This window comes from Romboutsia sp. 1001713B170207_170306_H8, from assembly GCF_015550495.1.
GTDB lineage: Bacteria > Bacillota > Clostridia > Peptostreptococcales > Peptostreptococcaceae > Romboutsia_E.
Map to the genome: position 1 here is coordinate 294,977 of NZ_JADNAX010000002.1, position 20,158 is coordinate 315,134.

General features: G+C 27.5%; 17 protein-coding genes and 1 pseudogene. All 18 read right to left on the minus strand.

Annotated features, from left to right (window positions below):
• The 18 genes and pseudogenes from I2A66_RS06020 to I2A66_RS06095 all read right to left on the minus strand — a co-directional run bounded on the left by I2A66_RS06020 (position 1) and on the right by I2A66_RS06095 (position 20,106).
• Complete coding sequence (locus I2A66_RS06020) at positions 1-828, minus strand: transketolase (protein WP_122639069.1); 828 nt, start codon at positions 826-828, stop codon at positions 1-3.
• Between the two features lie 71 nt (positions 829-899).
• The gene (locus tag I2A66_RS06025) at positions 900-2,180 is read right to left on the minus strand and encodes a NupC/NupG family nucleoside CNT transporter (RefSeq protein WP_122639068.1); all 1,281 of its coding nucleotides are present in this window, start codon (positions 2,178-2,180) and stop codon (positions 900-902) included.
• A 52-nt stretch (positions 2,181-2,232) separates the two neighbouring features.
• Positions 2,233-3,054 (minus strand): purine-nucleoside phosphorylase, encoded by an 822-nt coding sequence (locus I2A66_RS06030; protein WP_195251210.1) that lies wholly within the window; start codon positions 3,052-3,054, stop codon positions 2,233-2,235.
• 21 nt (positions 3,055-3,075) lie between these two features.
• Positions 3,076-4,275 (minus strand): phosphopentomutase, encoded by a 1,200-nt coding sequence (locus tag I2A66_RS06035; RefSeq protein ID WP_195251211.1) that lies wholly within the window; start codon positions 4,273-4,275, stop codon positions 3,076-3,078.
• Between the two features lies 1 nt (position 4,276).
• Positions 4,277-4,942: a deoxyribose-phosphate aldolase gene (gene deoC, locus I2A66_RS06040; protein WP_122639065.1), complete on the minus strand. Its 666-nt coding sequence runs from the start codon at positions 4,940-4,942 to the stop codon at positions 4,277-4,279.
• An 82-nt stretch (positions 4,943-5,024) separates the two neighbouring features.
• Positions 5,025-6,329 carry a pyrimidine-nucleoside phosphorylase gene (locus tag I2A66_RS06045; RefSeq protein WP_122639064.1) on the minus strand — a complete coding sequence of 435 codons (1,305 nt, stop codon included), beginning with the start codon at positions 6,327-6,329 and terminating at the stop codon, positions 5,025-5,027.
• Positions 6,330-6,350: 21 nt separating this feature from the next.
• Entirely contained in the window at positions 6,351-7,427 is a 1,077-nt protein-coding gene (locus I2A66_RS06050; RefSeq protein ID WP_195251212.1) for a BMP family lipoprotein, read from the minus strand.
• Positions 7,428-7,620: 193 nt separating this feature from the next.
• Positions 7,621-8,376: a response regulator transcription factor gene (locus tag I2A66_RS06055; RefSeq protein ID WP_147516203.1), complete on the minus strand. Its 756-nt coding sequence runs from the start codon at positions 8,374-8,376 to the stop codon at positions 7,621-7,623.
• Between the two features lie 12 nt (positions 8,377-8,388).
• On the minus strand, positions 8,389-10,146 hold the full coding sequence (locus I2A66_RS06060) for a sensor histidine kinase (RefSeq protein WP_243238670.1): 1,758 nt from the start codon (positions 10,144-10,146) through the stop codon (positions 8,389-8,391).
• Between the two features lie 779 nt (positions 10,147-10,925).
• Positions 10,926-11,588 carry an ABC transporter ATP-binding protein gene (locus tag I2A66_RS06065; RefSeq protein WP_147516201.1) on the minus strand — a complete coding sequence of 221 codons (663 nt, stop codon included), beginning with the start codon at positions 11,586-11,588 and terminating at the stop codon, positions 10,926-10,928.
• A gap of 41 nt (positions 11,589-11,629) precedes the next feature.
• Positions 11,630-12,409 carry an ABC transporter permease gene (locus tag I2A66_RS17145; protein ID WP_243238671.1) on the minus strand — a complete coding sequence of 260 codons (780 nt, stop codon included), beginning with the start codon at positions 12,407-12,409 and terminating at the stop codon, positions 11,630-11,632.
• A 95-nt stretch (positions 12,410-12,504) separates the two neighbouring features.
• A complete protein-coding gene (locus I2A66_RS06070) occupies positions 12,505-14,178 on the minus strand; it encodes an ABC transporter permease (protein WP_243238673.1) in 1,674 nt (557 codons plus the stop codon).
• Between the two features lie 230 nt (positions 14,179-14,408).
• On the minus strand, positions 14,409-15,791 hold the full coding sequence (locus tag I2A66_RS06075; RefSeq protein WP_195251213.1) for an ATP-binding protein: 1,383 nt from the start codon (positions 15,789-15,791) through the stop codon (positions 14,409-14,411).
• Positions 15,785-16,498: a LytR/AlgR family response regulator transcription factor gene (locus tag I2A66_RS06080; RefSeq protein WP_147516200.1), complete on the minus strand. Its 714-nt coding sequence runs from the start codon at positions 16,496-16,498 to the stop codon at positions 15,785-15,787. Before I2A66_RS06080 ends, I2A66_RS06075 begins: the two co-directional genes overlap by 7 nt.
• A gap of 210 nt (positions 16,499-16,708) precedes the next feature.
• Positions 16,709-17,227 (minus strand): annotated as a pseudogene (locus tag I2A66_RS17590) (PfkB family carbohydrate kinase).
• Positions 17,224-17,676, minus strand: a complete 453-nt coding sequence (locus I2A66_RS17595; protein WP_330615451.1) for a PfkB family carbohydrate kinase — start codon at positions 17,674-17,676, stop codon at positions 17,224-17,226. Before I2A66_RS17595 ends, I2A66_RS17590 begins: the two are co-directional and overlap by 4 nt.
• A 10-nt stretch (positions 17,677-17,686) precedes the next feature.
• Positions 17,687-18,619 carry a 1-phosphofructokinase gene (gene pfkB, locus I2A66_RS06090; protein WP_195251214.1) on the minus strand — a complete coding sequence of 311 codons (933 nt, stop codon included), beginning with the start codon at positions 18,617-18,619 and terminating at the stop codon, positions 17,687-17,689.
• A gap of 53 nt (positions 18,620-18,672) precedes the next feature.
• The gene (locus I2A66_RS06095) at positions 18,673-20,106 is read right to left on the minus strand and encodes a glycoside hydrolase family 32 protein (protein ID WP_147516198.1); all 1,434 of its coding nucleotides are present in this window, start codon (positions 20,104-20,106) and stop codon (positions 18,673-18,675) included.
• Positions 20,107-20,158: the final 52 nt, after the last annotated feature.

Genomic DNA, 20,158 nt, shown 5'->3' on the forward strand with positions numbered 1-20,158 from the left:
TTATAAACACTCCTTTCTCACATCTTCTAATTCATTTATAGCTATATCTCTTTGCTCAGTATTTGGAGCACTTCCATGCCAACCTATACTATTCTCCATGAAAGATACGCCTTTACCTTTTGTCGTTCTTGCAACTATAACACTTGGTCTATCATGTATTTTTTTAGCCATATCAAAAGCTTGTTCTATTTGGTTAAAATCATGTCCATCTATTACTATTACATTCCACCCAAAGCTTTCAAACTTTTTATCCAAAGGCTTAATATTCATTACATCTTCATTTTTACCATCTATCTGTAGTGTGTTATAATCAATAATTGCGACTAAATTATCTAGTTTGTAATGAGAAGCACTCATTACAGCTTCCCACACTATTCCTTCTTGTAATTCACCATCTCCAAGTAAGGTATATACTCTAGAGTTTCCATCATCAATCTTTATTCCTAATGCCAATCCTACTGCATTTGATATACCTTGTCCTAAAGATCCTGTGGATACATCTATTTCATCTATCTTTTTACTATCCGGATGTCCTTGTAGTCTAGATCCTATTTTTCTTAATGTCATAAGTTCTTCTTTTGGTATAAATCCTCTTTCACTTAAAGTAGCATATAGTACTGGAGCTGCATGCCCTTTAGACAATACAAAATAGTCTTTTTCTTTCATATTTAGATTATTTTCATTTATATTCATTTCTTTAAAATATAAATACGTAAGTATTTCAACTGATGATAATGATCCACCTGGATGGCCTGACTTTGACTCTGTTATCATTTCAACTATATTCTGTCTTATATTTATAGCATGATTTTCTAATTGTTTATACATGATATTCCCCCGACTAAATTCATAATTTATCAATTTAAAAAGTATTGTCATATATGACAATACTTTTTAAATTATATAGCTACTATTAAACCTACTATCAAAGCACTTAATAAGCTTACACAGAATCCACCTAGCATACCTTTTAATGCTAATCTAGATAATATTTCTCTTTTTTCTGGACAAAATACAGATATACCAGATATACATATACCCATACTAGATATATTCGCAAATCCTGTAAGAGATATAGACATCATTAATCCTGATCTATAATCTAATGTGCTTAATATTTGACCTAATTGACCAAAAGCAACGAATTCATTTAATACTAACTTACTTCCAAGTAATTGACTCGCAGTTAATATATTTTCTTTTGGTACACCCATTAATAATCCTATAGGAGCAAATATAATAGATAATATTTGCTCTAATGATACTCCAAATACTCCTAACAATCCATTAACTAATGCAACTAATGATATTATTGCTATAAGTGATGCACCTATACCAAGAGCCATGTTAAGCCCATCATTAGCACCTTGAGATATAGCAGATATTAGGTTTGTATTATCACCTTTATTGTCTATACTCACTTCATCAGATGCTAACTTTGTCATAGCAAGTGTAGCTTCTTGTGAAGCTGCATTTCCGTCTGAATGTACAACTATTTCTTCTATATTTGATGTTTCTATTACTTTTTCAGGAAGTATAAGCTTAGATACTATAATACTTCCTAACGGAACTAGTGCTCCTCCTATTAAAAGATATTCCATAGGTATACCCATTCCTGCATAACCCATAAGTACTGTAGCTGACATACTACCCATACCGGATATTAAAACTAACATTATTTCACTTTCAGTCATACTTCTTAAATACTTACTTACAAGTATTGGTGATTCAGTTTGACCTAAAAACATATTTGCAACAGCAACAAAACTTTCTACTTTACTAGTTCCAAGTATTTTTCCTATTACCCCACCGATTCCTTTGACTACAAACCCTATGATACCTAGATAGTATAGTGCCGCCACAAGTGCTGATATAAATATAATGTTACCTAGAACTTGTATTCCAAATATAAATCCCGTTGGCATTGCTGAATCTGACAATCCTCCAAATATGAAGCTTAAACCTTCTCTTCCATAACTCAATATGTTAGTTACTACATCTGATACTCTTTCTAATACCATTCTCCCTAATGGAAATTTTACTAGTAAAAATGAAAGAATAAATTGAAGAACAAGAGCTTTTATGATCATCTTTTTATTAATTTCTTTTTTATTAGCTGAAAATAAATATAATACTCCTAGCAAAACAAATATTCCTAAGGCGTTTAATAATTTTAACATGCTATCTCCTTCTATTTATGACACATATACGTGATCATTTTTTCAATCAAAATTATATTTCACTAACTATTTTCTTAACTAAATTCAAGAACTGTAGCTTAACTTTTTGTGTAGTCTCTATAACTTCTTCATGATTTAAATGTTGGTCTAATATACCTGCTGCCATATTGGTTATACAAGATATACCTACAACTTTAAGATCACTGTGAGAAGCAACTATTACTTCTGGTACTGTAGACATTCCTACTGCATCAGCCCCCAAAACTCTAGCCATTCTTACCTCTGCTGGTGTTTCATATGTAGGACCAGTGAAGAATGCATATACGCCTTCTTTTATGTTTATTTCTAGTTCTTTCGCACATTTTCTAGCAACTTCTATATATTCTGGAGTATAAGCTTTAGACATATCTGGAAATCTAACTCCTAATCTATTGTCATTTGATCCTATTAATGGATTATATCCACCAAAATTTATATGATCCTTTATTATCATTAAATCCCCTGGTATAAATTCTTTATTGACTCCACCTGCTGCATTAGTCACAAATACAATCTCAACACCTAATGCTTTCATTACTCTTATCGGAAAAGTAGTATCTTGCATTATGTATCCTTCATAGTAGTGAAATCTTCCTTGCATCGCTACAACATCTTTTCCTTGTAATTGTCCTATAACTAATTGACCCTTGTGACCTTCTACTGTTGATACTGGGAAATTTGGTATTTCATCATAACTTATTATTATTGGATTTTCTATTTCATCCGCTAATACTCCTAAACCAGAACCTAGTATTAATCCTATTCGTGGTACTATTTTAATTTTCGATTTTATATATGTAGTACTTTCAACTATTTTGTTATATAAGTTTTTCATACTATTCACTCCTATAATTTATTATTTAATAACATCCATGAATGATTTTCCGATTTCAAAATTGTAAGTTTGATTTTCTTCACTAAAATTATCTAATATAGTAACTCCTATATCTGCCATAGTCTTAAGCTTAGGTATTTCTTTAGGATCTTTTAAAGATTTATTATAAACTATAACTGGTACATATTCTCTTGTATGATCTGTTCCCTTAAACGTCGGGTCATTACCGTGATCTGCTGTTATTATTAAAAGATCATCCTCTTTAAGATTTTTGATAAGAATTCCTAATTGATAATCAAAGACCTCTAATGATTTCTTATAACCCTCTACATCTCTTCTGTGTCCATATAAAGCATCAAAATCTACTAAGTTTAAGAATATTAATCCGTTGTATAAATTTTCTTTTGCAATAGATATAACTTCATTCATTCCAGCTTCATTACTTTTACTTTTTATACTTTTAGTTATCCCTTGGTAAGAGTAAATATCTCCTATCTTGCCTATGCCTATAACATCTAAGCTTTTCTCACAAAGAGCATCTAACACTGTTTTTGTTGGTGGTTTTAAAGCATAATCTTTTCTATTTGAAGTACGTTTAAAGTTTTCTTTTTTAGTTCCTACAAATGGTCTTGCTATTATTCTACCAACTTTATATTCTTCTTGTAATGTAACTTCTCTTGCTATTTCACATACTTTATATAATTCTTCTAACGGTATAACTTCTTCATTTGCTGCTATTTGCAGAACACTATCTGCTGATGTGTATAATATTAAACTTTTAGTTTTTATATGTTCTTCACCAAAATTTTGAATTATTTCAGTTCCTGATGCTGATATATTTCCAATAAATTTATGACCGCTTTTTTCTTCAAGTTCATCTATAAGCTCTTTTGGGAATCCTGTTTCAGTAAATACTTTAAAAGGTTCATTTATGCATATACCAGCCATTTCCCAATGACCAGTTATTGTATCCTTTCCTTTTGATAATTCTCCACACTTTGTACTATATGCTATTTGATCCTTTACTTTTTCCACACCTTTGATACATGCTATATTTCCTAGACCCATTTTTTGAAGGTTAGGAAGTTTAATTCCTCCTACCTTATTTGCTAGATTACAAAGAGTATTAGCCCCTACATCACCATATTCTTTTGCATCTTCTAGTTCACCTATTCCAACAGAGTCTAATACTATTAAAAATACTCTATTAAACTTTTTCATATTAATACCCTGTTACTTCTTCATTGTTTATAATTTTTATTATTGAACTAGTACCAAGTCTTACTGAACCTTTATTTATAAAGTCTTTAGCTGTATCAATATCTTTTATTCCACCTGCTGCTTTTATTAAAACGTCTTTTCCTATATTCTCTTTAAATAACACTATATCCTCAGCTGTTGCCCCACCTGTACTAAATCCAGTAGATGTCTTTATAAAATCCGCCTTAGCATCTGTCACACATTTACACATCTGAATTTTTTCCTCTTCTGTTAAAAGACAGGTTTCTATTATAACTTTTAATATATTTTTACCACAAACTTCTTTTATAGCTTTTATTTCTTCAGTTATTTCATCAAACTTACCTTCTTTTAGCATACCTAAGTTTATTACCATATCAATTTCATCTGCACCATTTGCTATTGCATCTTTAGTTTCAAATACCTTTACAGACATTGTGTTATAACCATTAGGAAATCCTATTACTGTACAAACTTGCATCTTATCACCAACAAACTCTTTAGCTCTCTTTACAAATGATGGTGGTATACAAACAGAAGCTACCTCATACTTTATTGCTTCTTCACATATTACCTTTATATCTTCCCAAGTAGATGTTTGTTTTAATAAGGTGTGATCTACTGTTTTTAAAATTACTTTTTTATCCATTGCTCTTTTCTCCTTATTACAATGATTAATAAATGATTTCAACTTTTCTTATATTTAAAATTCAGATATTATTTTTAATATACTATCTTATTATTTTGTGTATTATCTTAGTCTTTTCTGGTTTTTCACTCTGTATATTGTATGCACTTAGCAATTCTTCTTCAGCCTTTTCAAACTTAGCTTTATCACTTGAATATAATATAGCTAATACATCTCCTACTTTTACATAATCACCCATTTTCTTTTTAAGTCTTATCCCTGCTCCATAATCTAATTCATCATCTTTTGTATGTCTTCCAGCCCCTGTAAGTAATGAAGAAACTCCAACTTTTTCTGCATTTAAGTCATATACATATCCTTCTTTAGTAGCTTTGACTTCATGAGTTAATGGCGCTATTTCAAATAATTCTGGATTATCTATAACTTTAGGATCTCCTCCTTGAAGAACTGTTAATTCTCTTAATTTCGCTAATGCACTTCCATCTTTTAAGATATCTTCTAATTTAGCTCTACCTTTTTCAACATCTGGTTCTATATTTCCTAACATAAGCATTTGAGCTCCTAATTGTAAGCATAACTCTCTTAAATCATCTGGACCCTCACCCTTTAATATTTCTATTACTTCTTGTAGCTCAAGAGCATTTCCTATTGCATATCCTAGTGGTTCTCCATTTAAAGTAATTGCTGCGGATGTATTTCTACCTACACTATTACCTATTTCAACCATAGCTATTGCTAATTTCTCTGCATCTTCAGCTGTTTTCATAAATGCGCCTTCTCCATATTTAACATCTAGTACTATTGCATCTGAACCTGAGGCTATCTTCTTACTCATTATACTTGCAGCTATTAAAGGTATACTGTCTACTGTTGCAGTAACATCCCTTAGTGCATATATTTTTTTGTCTGCTGGAACTAAATTTTGGGTTTGACCTGCTATAACTAGCCCTGCATTTCTAACCATATCTATAAATTTATCTTCTTTTACTGATATATTAAATCCTGGTATAGATTCTAATTTATCTAATGTTCCACCAGTGTGCCCAAGTCCTCTACCAGATAATTTGGCAACCTTTCCTCCAGCTGCAGCAACCATTGGTACTAATATAAGAGAAGTCTTATCTCCTACTCCACCTGTACTATGTTTATCTAATTTTACTCCATCTATCATACTAAGATCTACAACATCACCTGAGTTAACCATTGCCATAGTAAGATTAACTGTTTCTTCTTTTGTAAAACCATTCAGGTATATCGCCATTAATAATGCAGATGCTTGATAATCAGGAATTTCTCCGCTAGTATACGCATCTATAAAGAAATCAATTTCATCCTTAGATAATTCCTTATTATCTCTTTTTTTAGATATTATATCGTATAGTCTCATAACTTTCTCCCTTTTATATATTTATTTTTTATATTGATTGGACTGAGTCCATATTTCTAGCTCTTCATAGGTTGAAGGTATATACAATTCTCCTTCTACTATGTCATTTTTTATTTCTTCTACAACTTGTATTGTTTTTTCTGGTATCTCTACATTAGACCCTGCTATTTCATAGCCTATAACATTTTCTTTGATTCCAAAACTATGCATACCAGGTGACCAAGTACTTTTTACAACTGATTCAATCTCGTTATATATTATGTCATCCGCATGCCTTATAGCTGTCGCTACTATATAATCTGGTTCAAAAAAATTTTGATTTCCATCAATTCCAAATGCATATTTATCAACTTCTTTTGCAGCTGCAAATACTCCAAATCCAGATTCTCCTGCTATATGTTGGATATATTTAGCTCCTTTTCTATACATAGAAAGAGCCATTTCCTTTGCCTTAGCAGGATTTGAAAAATCATCAACTACTCCTACTATAACTTTTGCATCTGGATTTATATATCTAATTCCTGCTTCAAATCCTATAGCCCCTTCTCTTAGATGTTTCATATCCATTCCAAGGATAATTCCACTAACTTCTTCATCTTGAAGTTTATCTTCTTTCATGAGCAGTCCAGCTATAACACCATTAAGAAATGTTTGTTCTGTCCAAAATGTATTTATTGAACTTACATTTGAGAGATTTAATCTAGAATCTACTAATGTAAATTTTTGATTTAGGAACTCTTTTGAAACTTTTTTTACAGCTTCTTCTTGTTCAAAACCAATAGATATTATTAAGTCGTATTTTTTACTACTCGCATATTCTCTAGCTATAGTTTCATAATCTTCTTCAGATTTAGATTCATAGTAATCAAATTCTATGTTTAATTTATCTTGAGCTCTTAAGATACCCTCAAAACATAAATCATTAAAAGATTTATCTCCTAGACCATGCTTATTAAATACTACACCTATTTGGGTTACATTTTCATTGGATAGATCTCCAAACTTACTTTCGCTATTCTCTGATGGATAAATTATTATTATAAATAGAACTAATAATACTGAAATAGCTACTATTATATTTTCTTTAGATTTGATCACTATTGCCTCCTATGATAATACATAGTAAAGCAGATAACTAAGTATCTCTTTCTTTACTAGTATTTTATTATAAATAACGTTTTCTTGCTATGAATTATATTGATAAGCCATAACATTATATTGATAAATTTATGGCTTATCATTAATTAGATTTGTAAAATATTGATTTTAATTGAACAATATTGACATTTTCTTAATATCTATCATCTTCTGGAGATACTCCTTTATACTTCTTATATGTTTTTGAAAAGTAACTAGAATTGACATAACCTACTTCATTAGATATTTGACATATTTTCATATTTGTATTTTTTAATAATTCCTCAGCTTTTTTCATTCTGAATAAAGTGAGATATGTGCTAAAGTTTTCTCCTACTTCTTCTTTAAATAACCTTGAAAAATATTCAGGAGATAAATATACATGCTTTGATATTTCTCCTAATGATATAGATTCTTTATAATTAAGCTCTATATATTCCATAGATTTTGCTATAGCTTTTGAATATTTATTTTCATCTAGTTCATAGTTATTTTTTACCTCAGTACCTGTAGTATTTAAGCTATTATTGCTATCTTTTATATTCTCATAAATTCCTGTAAGAACATCTTTTAGTTCTTTAGGTCTTATATCTGACTTTATAAGATATTCATGTACACCACAACTTATAGCCTGCTTTGCATATGAGAATTCTGCATAGTTTGTAAGTAATATTATATAAGTGTCTGGCATTACTTTTTTTACTTCTTTTGTAAGCTCTATTCCACCCATTATAGGCATTTTTATATCACTTATAATAACCTGTGGGTTAAATTTGACTGCTAATTCATATGCTTCTTTTCCATTTGATGCAGATGCTAAAACCTTAAATTTTTCTGAAATATTGTCTACAGTATAAGCTATCCAGTCCCTTATAGGTGCTTCATCCTCTACTACTAATATATTTAACAACTTGCACTCCCCCTAACTAGGTAAAATAAATATGACCTTCGTTCCTTCAGATTCTATACTTTCTATTTTTAATCCATATTCTTCTCCGTAATTTAACTGTATTCTTTCATGAACATTTATTACTCCCACTCTATTCATACTTTCTTCTTTTTTTAATACAGCCTTTACTTGATTTTGAGTCATTCCTATTCCATTATCTTCTATTACTATTCTTACTCCATCATCTCTTCTATAGCCAGTTATACTAATAATTCCTTTATTGTGCTCCTTTTCCATACTATACAAAATAGCATTTTCCAAAATTGGCTGTAAAATAAAAGATGGAACCTTAAATTCATTTATACTTGGATCTATGTCGTAACTAACATCAAAGCAATTAGGATGTCTCATTTTTTGTAGCTCTACATAGTTTTCAATATTATTGATTTCTTCTTCTAAAGAAATCATTTCGCTAGCTTTTGGTAATATACTTCTTAATAATTTAGTAAATCTATAAAGCATTTCCTCTGCTTCTTCTGTTTTATTCATAGATATTAAAAATCTAATTCCACTTAAAGTGTTATATAAAAAGTGAGGATTTATCTGTGCCTGTAAAAAACTTAATTCTGCTACTCTTTTTTGTTCTTCTTGTTGCTTTATTTCTGATATAGAGTAATCTAACCATTTAACCATACTATTAAAAGATTCCTCTAGTTGTCCTATCTCATCATCTTTGTCTACTTTTACTTGAACTTTTAAGTTTCCTTGCATTACCTCATCCATCTTATTTTTAATATTATATATTGGTTTAGTAATAAGTACAGATAACTTATAGGCTATTAATAAAGCTACTAAACTTACTAGTATTAATATTACTAAAAGCCTTTGAGCTATTTCAATGGATAGCTTAGTCAAAATATTTGATGGAATTTCTTGTATTATACTCCATCCATATCGGTTAATTTCAGAAACTATTTCTATATTACTTGAGTTGTTATTTTTATGTTCTATGCTACCTGTAACTTCTTTATAATTTATACCTATATCTCTTTTATCTTTGCTTGATATTATTTTTCCTTGTGAATCTATAATATAAATATTAGACCCTGACTTTAATGCTTCAGCATATCTATCGTACAACATAGTTTCACTTATATCTATTATTAATACACCTAGAGTTTTTTCTGTTATTAAGTCCTTTATTAATCGCCCCATTTTGAAGATGTTTTTATATGGACCTATTCCATTTTCATCTTTATATGTATTAATAAGTACAGTGTTACCATCAGCCTGTATTATTTTATTGTACCAGTCTTCATTTTTTATTTTATCTATATCATATTTAGTTTTAGAATAGGTACTATAAGTTAATCCATTCTCACCAATTACGTATAATTCTGGCTTCATATTGAACTCACCATATTCCCAAACCTCATCATTCAACAATCCCTCTACATATGAATCCATTTTGTTCTTTAAGTATTTATCTTTAGGAAGTTGTTCTTTAGGTACATCTAATATATCTATTAGTTCACTATCCACTACTATATTATTTCCTATTGTTTCTACATTGGACAATAGTATTGATATGTTATTAGAAATTTCACTTAAAACTTGATTTCTCATCTCGTACATTTCTTTTTTAGTCATTTGATTTGTATCACTTATAATCCATGTTACTATTAAACCAACTATTAGTAGCGTAAATGTAAACATTAATAAGAATAATTTAAATGTAATACTTTTATTTAGTATATGAATCTTCCCCATCTCCTTTGTTACTTCTTGCAAATCTGATAATTAATTTTATACCAATGAAATTGTTTTATCAATATTGATATGTTATTTGAATATTAAACGAATATTTAAAAAGTAACATAAAAAATAGCAGATTCATTAAATATAATTTTATCTAATGCATCTGCTATTTTTTATATTATTAATACCATACTTTTGTAAACGTTTTTCTTAAATATATAATTATCAGAATACTTTAAATACAGATTTTCTTCTATAAGATAATTTATAGATTGTATAGCATCAAATACATGAATTCTATCTAAAGTTTTCTGATTCAAATGACACATTAGTTTGTTGATTATATTATACATGATTTATAGATTATAATTCTAGTTATTGTGTAATAAAATATACTATTTATTATAATAGTAAAAATTAAAAGATATTGATTTTACAATCAATCCCTTTTTAACTATAATAGTTGATATAATTAATAAAAATTATAACCACAATTTACTTAATCTATTAATTCTTCTTTTATTTCATTTAAATAACCTTGTCTTACAATTAAAAAGTATATAAATAAAACTATAAAGAAGCTTCTCATTATTAAAATGCTGATGATTATTATAATAATTATCTTTTATAACATATATCTCATAATAAGCTGACATAATAAACTTGTCTACTTGTGCGACTACATTTAAAACATTATTATTAATTACTAATATATCACTTTTTTATCCTCTAATAAAGTTAAATATATTGTTTCTTTATTAAATAAGAATCATATGAATAATACTCACTATTAAATATTTATGCAATGTATTCTATATAACTTTACCATCACTAATATTTATAGTATTATCTGCGCTACTAGCTATTTCATCATTATGAGTTATCATAACCAATGTTTGTTTATATTCTTCTATACAAAACTTTAATAAATTCATAACTTCATTAGTTGTTTTACTATCTAAGTTTCCAGTAGGCTCATCTGCAAATATTATTGAAGGTTTATTTGCAAGCGCACGAGCTATAGCCACTCTTTGTTGTTGGCCTCCTGATAATTCATTTGGAAACTTTTTAATTTGAGATTTTATCCCTAATTTCTCTATTAAATCATCAATATACTTTTTGTCTACTTTACCACCACTAAGCGATATTGGAAGCACTATATTGTCGTAAACATTTATAACTGATATCAAATTATAACTTTGAAATATAAATCCAAATTCTTCACTTCTCAATTTTGACAACTTATCATCATTTAAAGTGTATAAATCTAAATCATCTATGAAAACTTTTCCTGATGTCGGTTTATCAAGACCAGCCATACAATGAAGTAATGTACTTTTTCCTGAACCACTCTTTCCAATTATAGCTGTAAATTTATTTGGTTGTATTTCTAAACTTATTCCATCAATAGCTCTTACTTCACTCTCTCCCCTACCATATACCTTTTTTAAATTTATAACTCTTAAATTTTTCATAATATTATCTCCTTGTATATCATCTAATTTATAAAACTTAATTAATCATTCTCTTTTATTCCTTCAATAATATTCATTTCTTTAAAATCTTTATTAGCTGTCATTGCTGCTAATAAACACATAGTAATGGATATAAGTAAAAATATTATTGATTCTTTAACTGGGAATGTAAATTCCATAAAGTTTTCTATACCATAGTTTATATAAGCATCATTATTCAAATTTACAAATTTAATTAGGTTTATTATAGCTGGTATTAAAGCAATCATAAAACTCAATATTGAATAGGCTAATGCTTCATAAATAATCATTTTTCTCATATTTTTAATACTAAGACCTAAGGCTCTAAGTGTTGATATTTCTTTTCTTCTAACAAGCAAATTAGTTCTTATTGTACAGAAAATATTAATTTCAGCTATTATTAAGACTAATACTATAAGTGATATCTTAGATTTTATATATTCTTGGCTTGACTCACTAGCCCACTCTACATATCCTACTCTACTTTTAAAAGTAGATAAATGAATTCTATCTGAAATTTCTTCTAACTTTTCATTTACAACTTCATCATACGGGTCTTCTAAATTTATACCTAGCTTTGTATATTTTTGTTCTCCTATTAATGATTCTGAATGATTCTTTGAAGTTACAATTTCAAAGTTATTCCCAAATTGACCATCTCCCATAGACATCCAGTCTAGTGTTAGTGTTGAGCATACTCTTACTTTACTTTCTTTATATACAGTTTTATTGTCTTCTTTGGCTGGAACTTTTATTGTTAAAATATCTCCTACCTCTATATCTTTAAATACCTTTTTCAAAGTATAATCCTTTTCTCTTTCATAAAAATAATTGTATACTGCTACATTGGGATAACCATCAGTTTCTTTTCCTAAATCGTCTAGATTTCCGTACTCTACAAATTTTTTAAATCTTTATTTATATAATTATTTCCATATATTTTTAAGTCCATTTTATGCTCTGTATTTTCTATTCCGTTATACTTTGCAAACTCTTCATTTATTTCATCCTTTTTGAAATCAAAGAATCCACTAACTACATTTATTGTATTTACACTTTTTACCCCATCTACAGACTTTATTTTATCTACATCAGTATCTGTGTATTTTAAGCTTTCTAAATATGAGACAGCTCCATTAAACTGCATAACTACATCATATCTATTTTGCATGTCCTCAATTTTAGCACCTACTTCATCTTGCATGCTTGAGAAATTAGTTATAAATATATATCCTCCAAGTGCAATTGATATTAATGATATAATTGACCTAGATTTATTTCTTCCAATATTTTTAAGTCCCATAAATCCATAAAATCCAAATATTTTGTTTAAAACTTTATTTAATTTATATCCCTTACTATAACTTTTAACTTTTTCATTGTTACTCATTGCTTCTATAGGTGATATATTCCCAATCTTACACATTGCTATGATACAAGGAATAGATACTGAGAATATTCCTACTAATATAGGTTTTACAATATTTCTATTACTTATATATAGTTTTGGAGCAATCGAGGCTTCTTTATATATCTCAACATTATATGTATTAACTCCTACATATGAATATAAAGTTCCTAGTATTAACGCTAAAATTATGCCTATAACCATAATAATGAAAGCTTGATATATTAATATTAATCTAACCTTCTTTTCGCTTGAGCCTATTAACCTTAAAAGTCCTATTTCTTTCATAGTTTGATTTAGCGCTATGTTAAACATATTAAATATAAAAATTACTGCTGCAATTATAATTAATACTTCTAATTGAATTGATTCTTTTGATTTAGCACTTTCTATTTCAATATCTGCTAGTTTCTGTACAAGTGGTACATTTTGTAAGAAACTTGTTCTTCCTAAGTCATTTCTATCACTAATTTTTTTAACATTTCTATCAAGATTTTTTATCCCAGTTTTTAAATCTAATATACTGTTATATGTAACTAATTCTGTTGGAATTATATTATCCAATTCTGAATTACCATAAGTAAAACCTTCATATGTCCAAACAACGTCATAGTAACCTTCTGGTTTTTCTATAATTCCCACAAGTTTAAATTCTTGATCTTGTGTATAAATTTGATTATTACCTTCAGAATCTTTGTAATCCTTTTTTACTATAAGGTTTAAAGTAGAATTTAGCTTATAAGGTTCTCCCATTGATTCTAAAGCCCTTTTTTCTAGAACTATCTCATTATTATTTTTAGGAAGCCTACCAGTTAATTTATTCGCTTTACCTTTGATATAATCTTCATTTGCTGATCTTAGTAATATATAATTTCCTTTATCATTTACAACACTTCCTAAATTTTGAACTGTTGTAATTTTTGATACATCTTTATCCTTTTTTAATTTTTCTACACCTTCATTATTTAAATCACTAAATTCTACATGATGTCCGCCATAAAGCTTGTCTATTGCTTCTAAATCATTTTTGTTATTTGACTCTTTTATAACATTTGTTCCAAATATAAGTACTACACCTAATACAACTCCAAGTATTAAAAATGACGTTCTAATTTTATTTCTCCTTAAATATGCTAGTGACATTTTTAAGTAAATTCCCATACAAGCCTCCCATTTTATTATAAATTATTTATCCAATTAATCTTTTAAGTAGATTTACAGATATTTTACACGCTTTGATTATTCATTCTTGTTAAATACTTTTCATCTAATATTCCTCCATTTATTGTTTAGATCTTTCTATCACAAACTAAGAAAGGGACCTTATCTTTTGCTATTAAAAGATAACATCCCTTATATTCAGTATCAATATATATGCCCCAACTGGTAGGTTAAAAGCCCCAACTGTCAGTATTTTGATTAAGCGGTATGTATATAGTTATTGTAAATTTATTTTTTTCGTCTTCAAATAATAATTCTCCATCATACTTTTGTATAGATGATTTAATACTCTGAATTCCTATTCCATGTATGAACTTGTCTTTTTTTTCTGTCAATAGAATATTCTTATTAAACTTCAAACTATTAACTTTGCTATTTTCACATTTTAGTACAAAGTAACATTTTGAAATAGTTCCTTTTATTCTAATATATCTATTAATATTTTCATCATGTATTTTATCACAAGCTTCTATCGCATTATCTAAAATATTAGCAAATATACTAGATACATCTATTGGTTTTATAAAATTAACCTTTGAAAAATTGATATCGCAAATAAATTTAATTCCCTTTTTTATACATATATCACTTTTTTCATTTATTATAATATCTAGTATAATATTGCCTGTATTGTAGATTGATTTAAATTCTTTGATCTCATTTTTCAAACTATTTACATATTCATTAATTTCTCTATTATTATTTTTAAGATTTTCTATACAATATATATGATTATTTATATCATGATAAAGCTTCTTAACCTTCATATGTGATTCCTTAACACTTAAATAATGAGAATACTGCATATCTAATTTGTTTTTTATTATTTCATTTTGAGATTGTATTCTATTCTCTCTAATTATTTTTATAAACAACACAATAATAAAAAGACTACTTGCTAATATTAACTTTGGTGTTACAATATACCCAACTACATATAGTTCTGAATATCCACCAAATCGCTCTATTTTCTTGTTTATATAAATTATAACTATAGTAAGTAAATTTACCATTAAAGCAATCGATAAATATATATAATTTATCTTATTATCTTCATATAATTGTAATTTATTATTTAAAATCCTAAATGTCAAATAAGCTATCATATAGATAGATATTATTATTATATATGTATATATCTCAACTTTAGCATAATCATAATTAGAAATCAATAAAGCTTCTTTTGACGAAATCACATTACCTGTAACTATAAAAAATAAACTTCTAGATATAATATCCCTTATCAAAGAGTGATATACATCAAATAAAAAAAATGAAACTATATATTTAATAATTCCTAGTGTATAAAAATAATTATAATATGCTCCCCAAATAATAAAAGTTAAGATATAAATAATATTATATTCATAAAATTTACCTACACTAAATAATATTATTATTTTTACTATAATATAGTTTAATAATAATAAAATAAAAAAAGAAATCTTTTTAGACCTATCTGTATCTTTATTATAAGTTAATATACTTTCTAGTATAATCATTGGTATAAATATTGATAATATTAATAACATGTCATTTATAGGATTTAGCATATTCTATCACCAATAAATTTCAAGAATTTTTCCTTTATATCTTTATGTCTGTATCTACTAATAGGTACTTCTTCACCACTATCTAGTATTGCAACATTTGACTTTATATTCTCTACATGATTTAAGTTAATTATAAAACTCTTATGACATCTTACAAATTCTTCTACATTTAAATCTTTTTCTATTTTTTCTAAACTATATCTAGCATTAAAATCTTTATTTATTGTATGTATTAGCATATCCTTTTTTTGAACTTCTATATAAGTTATTTCATTAGAATAAATCTTATATGTGTTAGATTTATTCTTTATTAAAATATACTGATTTTTGTTTTTTTCAATTTCTCTGATACATGTTAATATATGTTTTTTTAATTCTTCTAATTCTATGGGTTTTAATAGATATCTATACGCTCTTACTTCGTATCCTTCTTGAACATAATCTATCAATGAAGTTATAAATATGATTTCCATGTTATCATCTATTTCTCTTATTTTTCTTGCAGTATCCATATCATTTATTTGTCCCATTTGTATATCGAGAAGTAATATATCTATATGATTTAATTCACTTTCTAGTAGTTCTTCTCCAGAGCTATATTTTTTTATTTCATATTCTTTATTTGTATGTTTTAATATATTATTAAGATTACTTTCTAATAATATTTGTGTTTCTTTTTCATCTTCACAAATTGCTATCCTAACCATAACCCCTCCTTGAAACACTTTTATTGTATTTTTGTAATTTTTATGTGAATTCTTATACTTTAAGTAAATACTTTTTTGATAGTTTTATCAATAGTATTTATATTTAAAATATAAAAATACCTATATCCAAAAGGATATAGGTATTCGTGGATTTTAATGGTAAAGATGAATCATAGGAGTAATACCCTAGATTCATACTTATATACTAATTTATTGATTCATATACTTTATTATCTCATCTAATGTAGCATATGATCCAATCGCACCTTTTTTAGTTGTACTGTAGGCTGCATAACAATTTGGAAATACTAAGTATTCTTTTAACATTTCAGCACTAATACTATCAAATCTTTCCATATTTATATCATCTTGTAATAGTTTAAATAAAAATGAACCAATAAATGAATCCCCTGCTCCTGTTGTATCAACTACATCCACAACATTCCCAGGTATTTTAACAATTTTATCCTTAGTATATGCCTCAGCTCCACCTTTTCATTTTGTAAATAAAACTAGCTTCACATTACCTTTAAACAATACTTCTTTAGCCTCATCCATAGTATCATACCCCGTTATAAATTCTAATTCTTCATCAGATATTTTAACTATATGAGCTAAATGTAAAAACTCTATTATTGCATCTCTACATGACTCTTCGCTATCCCATAGAGGTAACCTTACATTTGGATCAAAGCTTATTATACTTTTATTTTCTAGTGCAAATTCTATAGCTTTTTATGTGCATACTTCATTGGACACTCTATTAAATCTACTGAACAAAAATGTAAGCTATGACAATCTTTGAACCATTCCTTTTTTACTTCGTTTTCTTCTAGTAACATATCTGCACTTTGATTTCTATAGAATGAAAAATCACGATTTCCATCTTCTTTTAAAGAAACAAAAGCTAATCCTGTATTAGCTTTATCTGTTCTTAATACATAATCTGTATTTACATTAGCCTCTTTTAAAACCTCTATTATATGATCTCCAAAAGCATCCCTACCTAGCTTTGATATGAAATTTAATTTTCCACCAAGTTTTGATACTACAGCACTAACATTAGCAGGCGCTCCTCCCGCTACTCTTTCAAAACCTATTACATCCTTTAGTTCACAACTTTTTTGATTAGGTATAAAATCAATTAAAGCTTCTCCTATACTTATTACTTTTTTCATATTTGCCACCTTACATATTTATTTTACAAATTTCTTTAATTTCAATTTCATTTTTCAAAATATCTATTAATTTTTTTCCACTTATTCCACTTGAAAATGCTGTAGCACTTCCACAAGATGCTCCTAGTTTTAATGCTTCTTTATAATCTTTAGTCCTTAAATATCCACTAATGAAACCTGCAACCATAGAATCTCCTGATCCAACTGTATTTACAACGTTACCCTTAGGCGCATTACTTAAGTATATTTCTCCTTTTTCATCAACTAATAATGCTCCATCTTTTCCCATAGATATTATTACATTTTTAGCTCCCATATCTTTAAGCTTTGTTGCATAAAAAATAGTCTTATCTATAGAGCCTATTTTAGTTTTAAATATTTCCTCTAATTCATGGATATTTGGTTTTATAAGAAATGGATTATATTTCAATGTATTAAGTAAAAGATTGCTAGTTGTATCTACTATAACTTTTACATCCTTTTTAGCCACCATACTAACTATATCTTCATACAATGTATTACTTAGTGATTGTGGTATACTTCCACATAAAACTAATATATCTTCATCTTTTAATTTTTCAATTTTTTTATATAATAATCGTAACTCATCCTCACTTATACGAGGTCCTTTACCATTAATTTCTGTTTCATCTTCATCCTTTATTTTTAAGTTAATTCTACTCAAGCCTTCTTGTAATTTTATAAATTCCGTATTTACGCCTCTAGAAACCAAAGTATTTTCTATATATTCTCCTGTAAATCCACCTAAAAATCCTAGTGCTGTATTTTCTTCTTTCAGTTCGTTAAGCATAAGTGAAACATTTATACCTTTTCCACCTGGATATAGTTCTTCATTATTAGCTCTGTTTACTTCCCCTATTTTCAATTTATATGTTTCTACTACGTAGTCTATAGATGGATTAAGAGTTACTGTGTATATCATATTTATATCTTTCCTTTTCTTATAGTTAAAAGGCTAGATAAACTAGCCTTTTTTTATTTATTGTAGTAATTTATACTTCCTTTATTTGCATGTGTGAATTGTATATTATGTTCTTCATTGTTTAGATTAAAGCATCTAAATACAAATGACTTCATTCCTTCATTGATAAATACCTCTACAAAGCTGTTATCTACATAAATATCAACTTTATATTCTTCTTTATTTAAGCCTTCTGCACATCTTTTCAATCCATTATTTATGTCTACTTTTAATTTTAGATTACTTCTATCTACTTGAATTACATTTTTATCAAAATCAAAGTTTAACTCCCAATAATCATTTTCATTACCAAATCTAACCCATTTATTTTCATCTTCTTTACGCATATTAAATTTAATATGATAGGAATTAGATTTTGTTTTTATTATATTACTGTCAAATTCATTCTTATCATTAAATAGATCATTTAATTCCTCTGATACAAAATTACACAATCTATTTTCGACTAATCTAAGAGTATGAGGCATAGTTAAACCATGCTTCCACATTTCTTTATCAGTTGGAAGATCTTGTTCTCCACATCCAAACCACGATACCATCATAGGCTTATTATCTTTTCCATAAAATGCTTGCGATGCATAAAAATCAAATCCATTATCTACTTCATCCATATACTCTAGGTCAAATTTCATATTTTCTATATCTAATTTTCCTACTAAATATACTGTTGAAAATTGATTTTGATACTTTAATTCTTCTTTTTCAAGACCCATAGGCGAAAGTATTATTACATCTTTTCCTTCAACTTCTATAAAACTTGGGCATTCTAACATATATCCTGTATCTATTGGAAGATTTATTTCTCCCATATAGTTCCATATTAATAAATCTTCACTTGTATATAGTAATAATGCACCTTTTTCTTTTTTGCTTTTTGCCCCTAATAGCATATAGTACTTTTCACCTTTTCTAAAAACAAAAGGATCTCTAATATCTCCAGTCATATTATCTGGTGCTCCATCTATAATTGGATTATTTATATACTTTTCTATATTTCCACCTTTGTCCATAATCGCTACAGCTTGTTTTGGTATTCTATCATTTTCAGTTTTATAATTTGCTGTGTAAAATAAATATAATAATCCACCTTTTTCTATAGAGTTTCCAGAATAACATCCATTTTTTTCATACTCCATATCTGGTGTCAATGCTATATCTTTCTCTTCCCAAGTTAATAAATCTTTTGATGTTAAGTGTCCCCAATGTTTCATACCATGTGTAGGTTCAAATGGGAACCACTGATAAAAGAAATTGTACTCTCCATTAAAATATGCCAATCCATTTGGGTCATTCATTAATCCACTTTTAGGATAAATGTGATACTTTGGTAAGTATTCACTTTTACTAACAAACTCACTTAGTTCTTTTAAATAAGGTTTATGTTTATCTTCTACATATGTGTATTTTTCTACTTTTTTAAATTTCATAATGTCTCCTAAGTTTCTATTTTTTTATTATATTTATAAAACTATTTTATCG

Coding starts and splice junctions, on each gene's coding strand:
- I2A66_RS06020 (WP_122639069.1), bottom strand. CDS start 828: ATGTATAAACAATTAGAAAATCATGCTATAAATATAAGACAGAATATA.
- I2A66_RS06025 (WP_122639068.1), bottom strand. CDS start 2,180: ATGTTAAAATTATTAAACGCCTTAGGAATATTTGTTTTGCTAGGAGTA.
- I2A66_RS06030 (WP_195251210.1), bottom strand. CDS start 3,054: ATGAAAAACTTATATAACAAAATAGTTGAAAGTACTACATATATAAAA.
- I2A66_RS06035 (WP_195251211.1), bottom strand. CDS start 4,275: ATGAAAAAGTTTAATAGAGTATTTTTAATAGTATTAGACTCTGTTGGA.
- deoC (WP_122639065.1), bottom strand. CDS start 4,942: ATGGATAAAAAAGTAATTTTAAAAACAGTAGATCACACCTTATTAAAA.
- I2A66_RS06045 (WP_122639064.1), bottom strand. CDS start 6,329: ATGAGACTATACGATATAATATCTAAAAAAAGAGATAATAAGGAATTA.
- I2A66_RS06065 (WP_147516201.1), bottom strand. CDS start 11,588: ATGAAAAATTTAAGAGTTATAAATTTAAAAAAGGTATATGGTAGGGGA.
- I2A66_RS06070 (WP_243238673.1), bottom strand. CDS start 14,178: ATGGGAATTTACTTAAAAATGTCACTAGCATATTTAAGGAGAAATAAA.
- I2A66_RS06075 (WP_195251213.1), bottom strand. CDS start 15,791: ATGCTAAATCCTATAAATGACATGTTATTAATATTATCAATATTTATA.
- I2A66_RS06080 (WP_147516200.1), bottom strand. CDS start 16,498: ATGGTTAGGATAGCAATTTGTGAAGATGAAAAAGAAACACAAATATTA.
- I2A66_RS17595 (WP_330615451.1), bottom strand. CDS start 17,676: ATGAAAAAAGTAATAAGTATAGGAGAAGCTTTAATTGATTTTATACCT.
- pfkB (WP_195251214.1), bottom strand. CDS start 18,619: ATGATATACACAGTAACTCTTAATCCATCTATAGACTACGTAGTAGAA.
- I2A66_RS06095 (WP_147516198.1), bottom strand. CDS start 20,106: ATGAAATTTAAAAAAGTAGAAAAATACACATATGTAGAAGATAAACAT.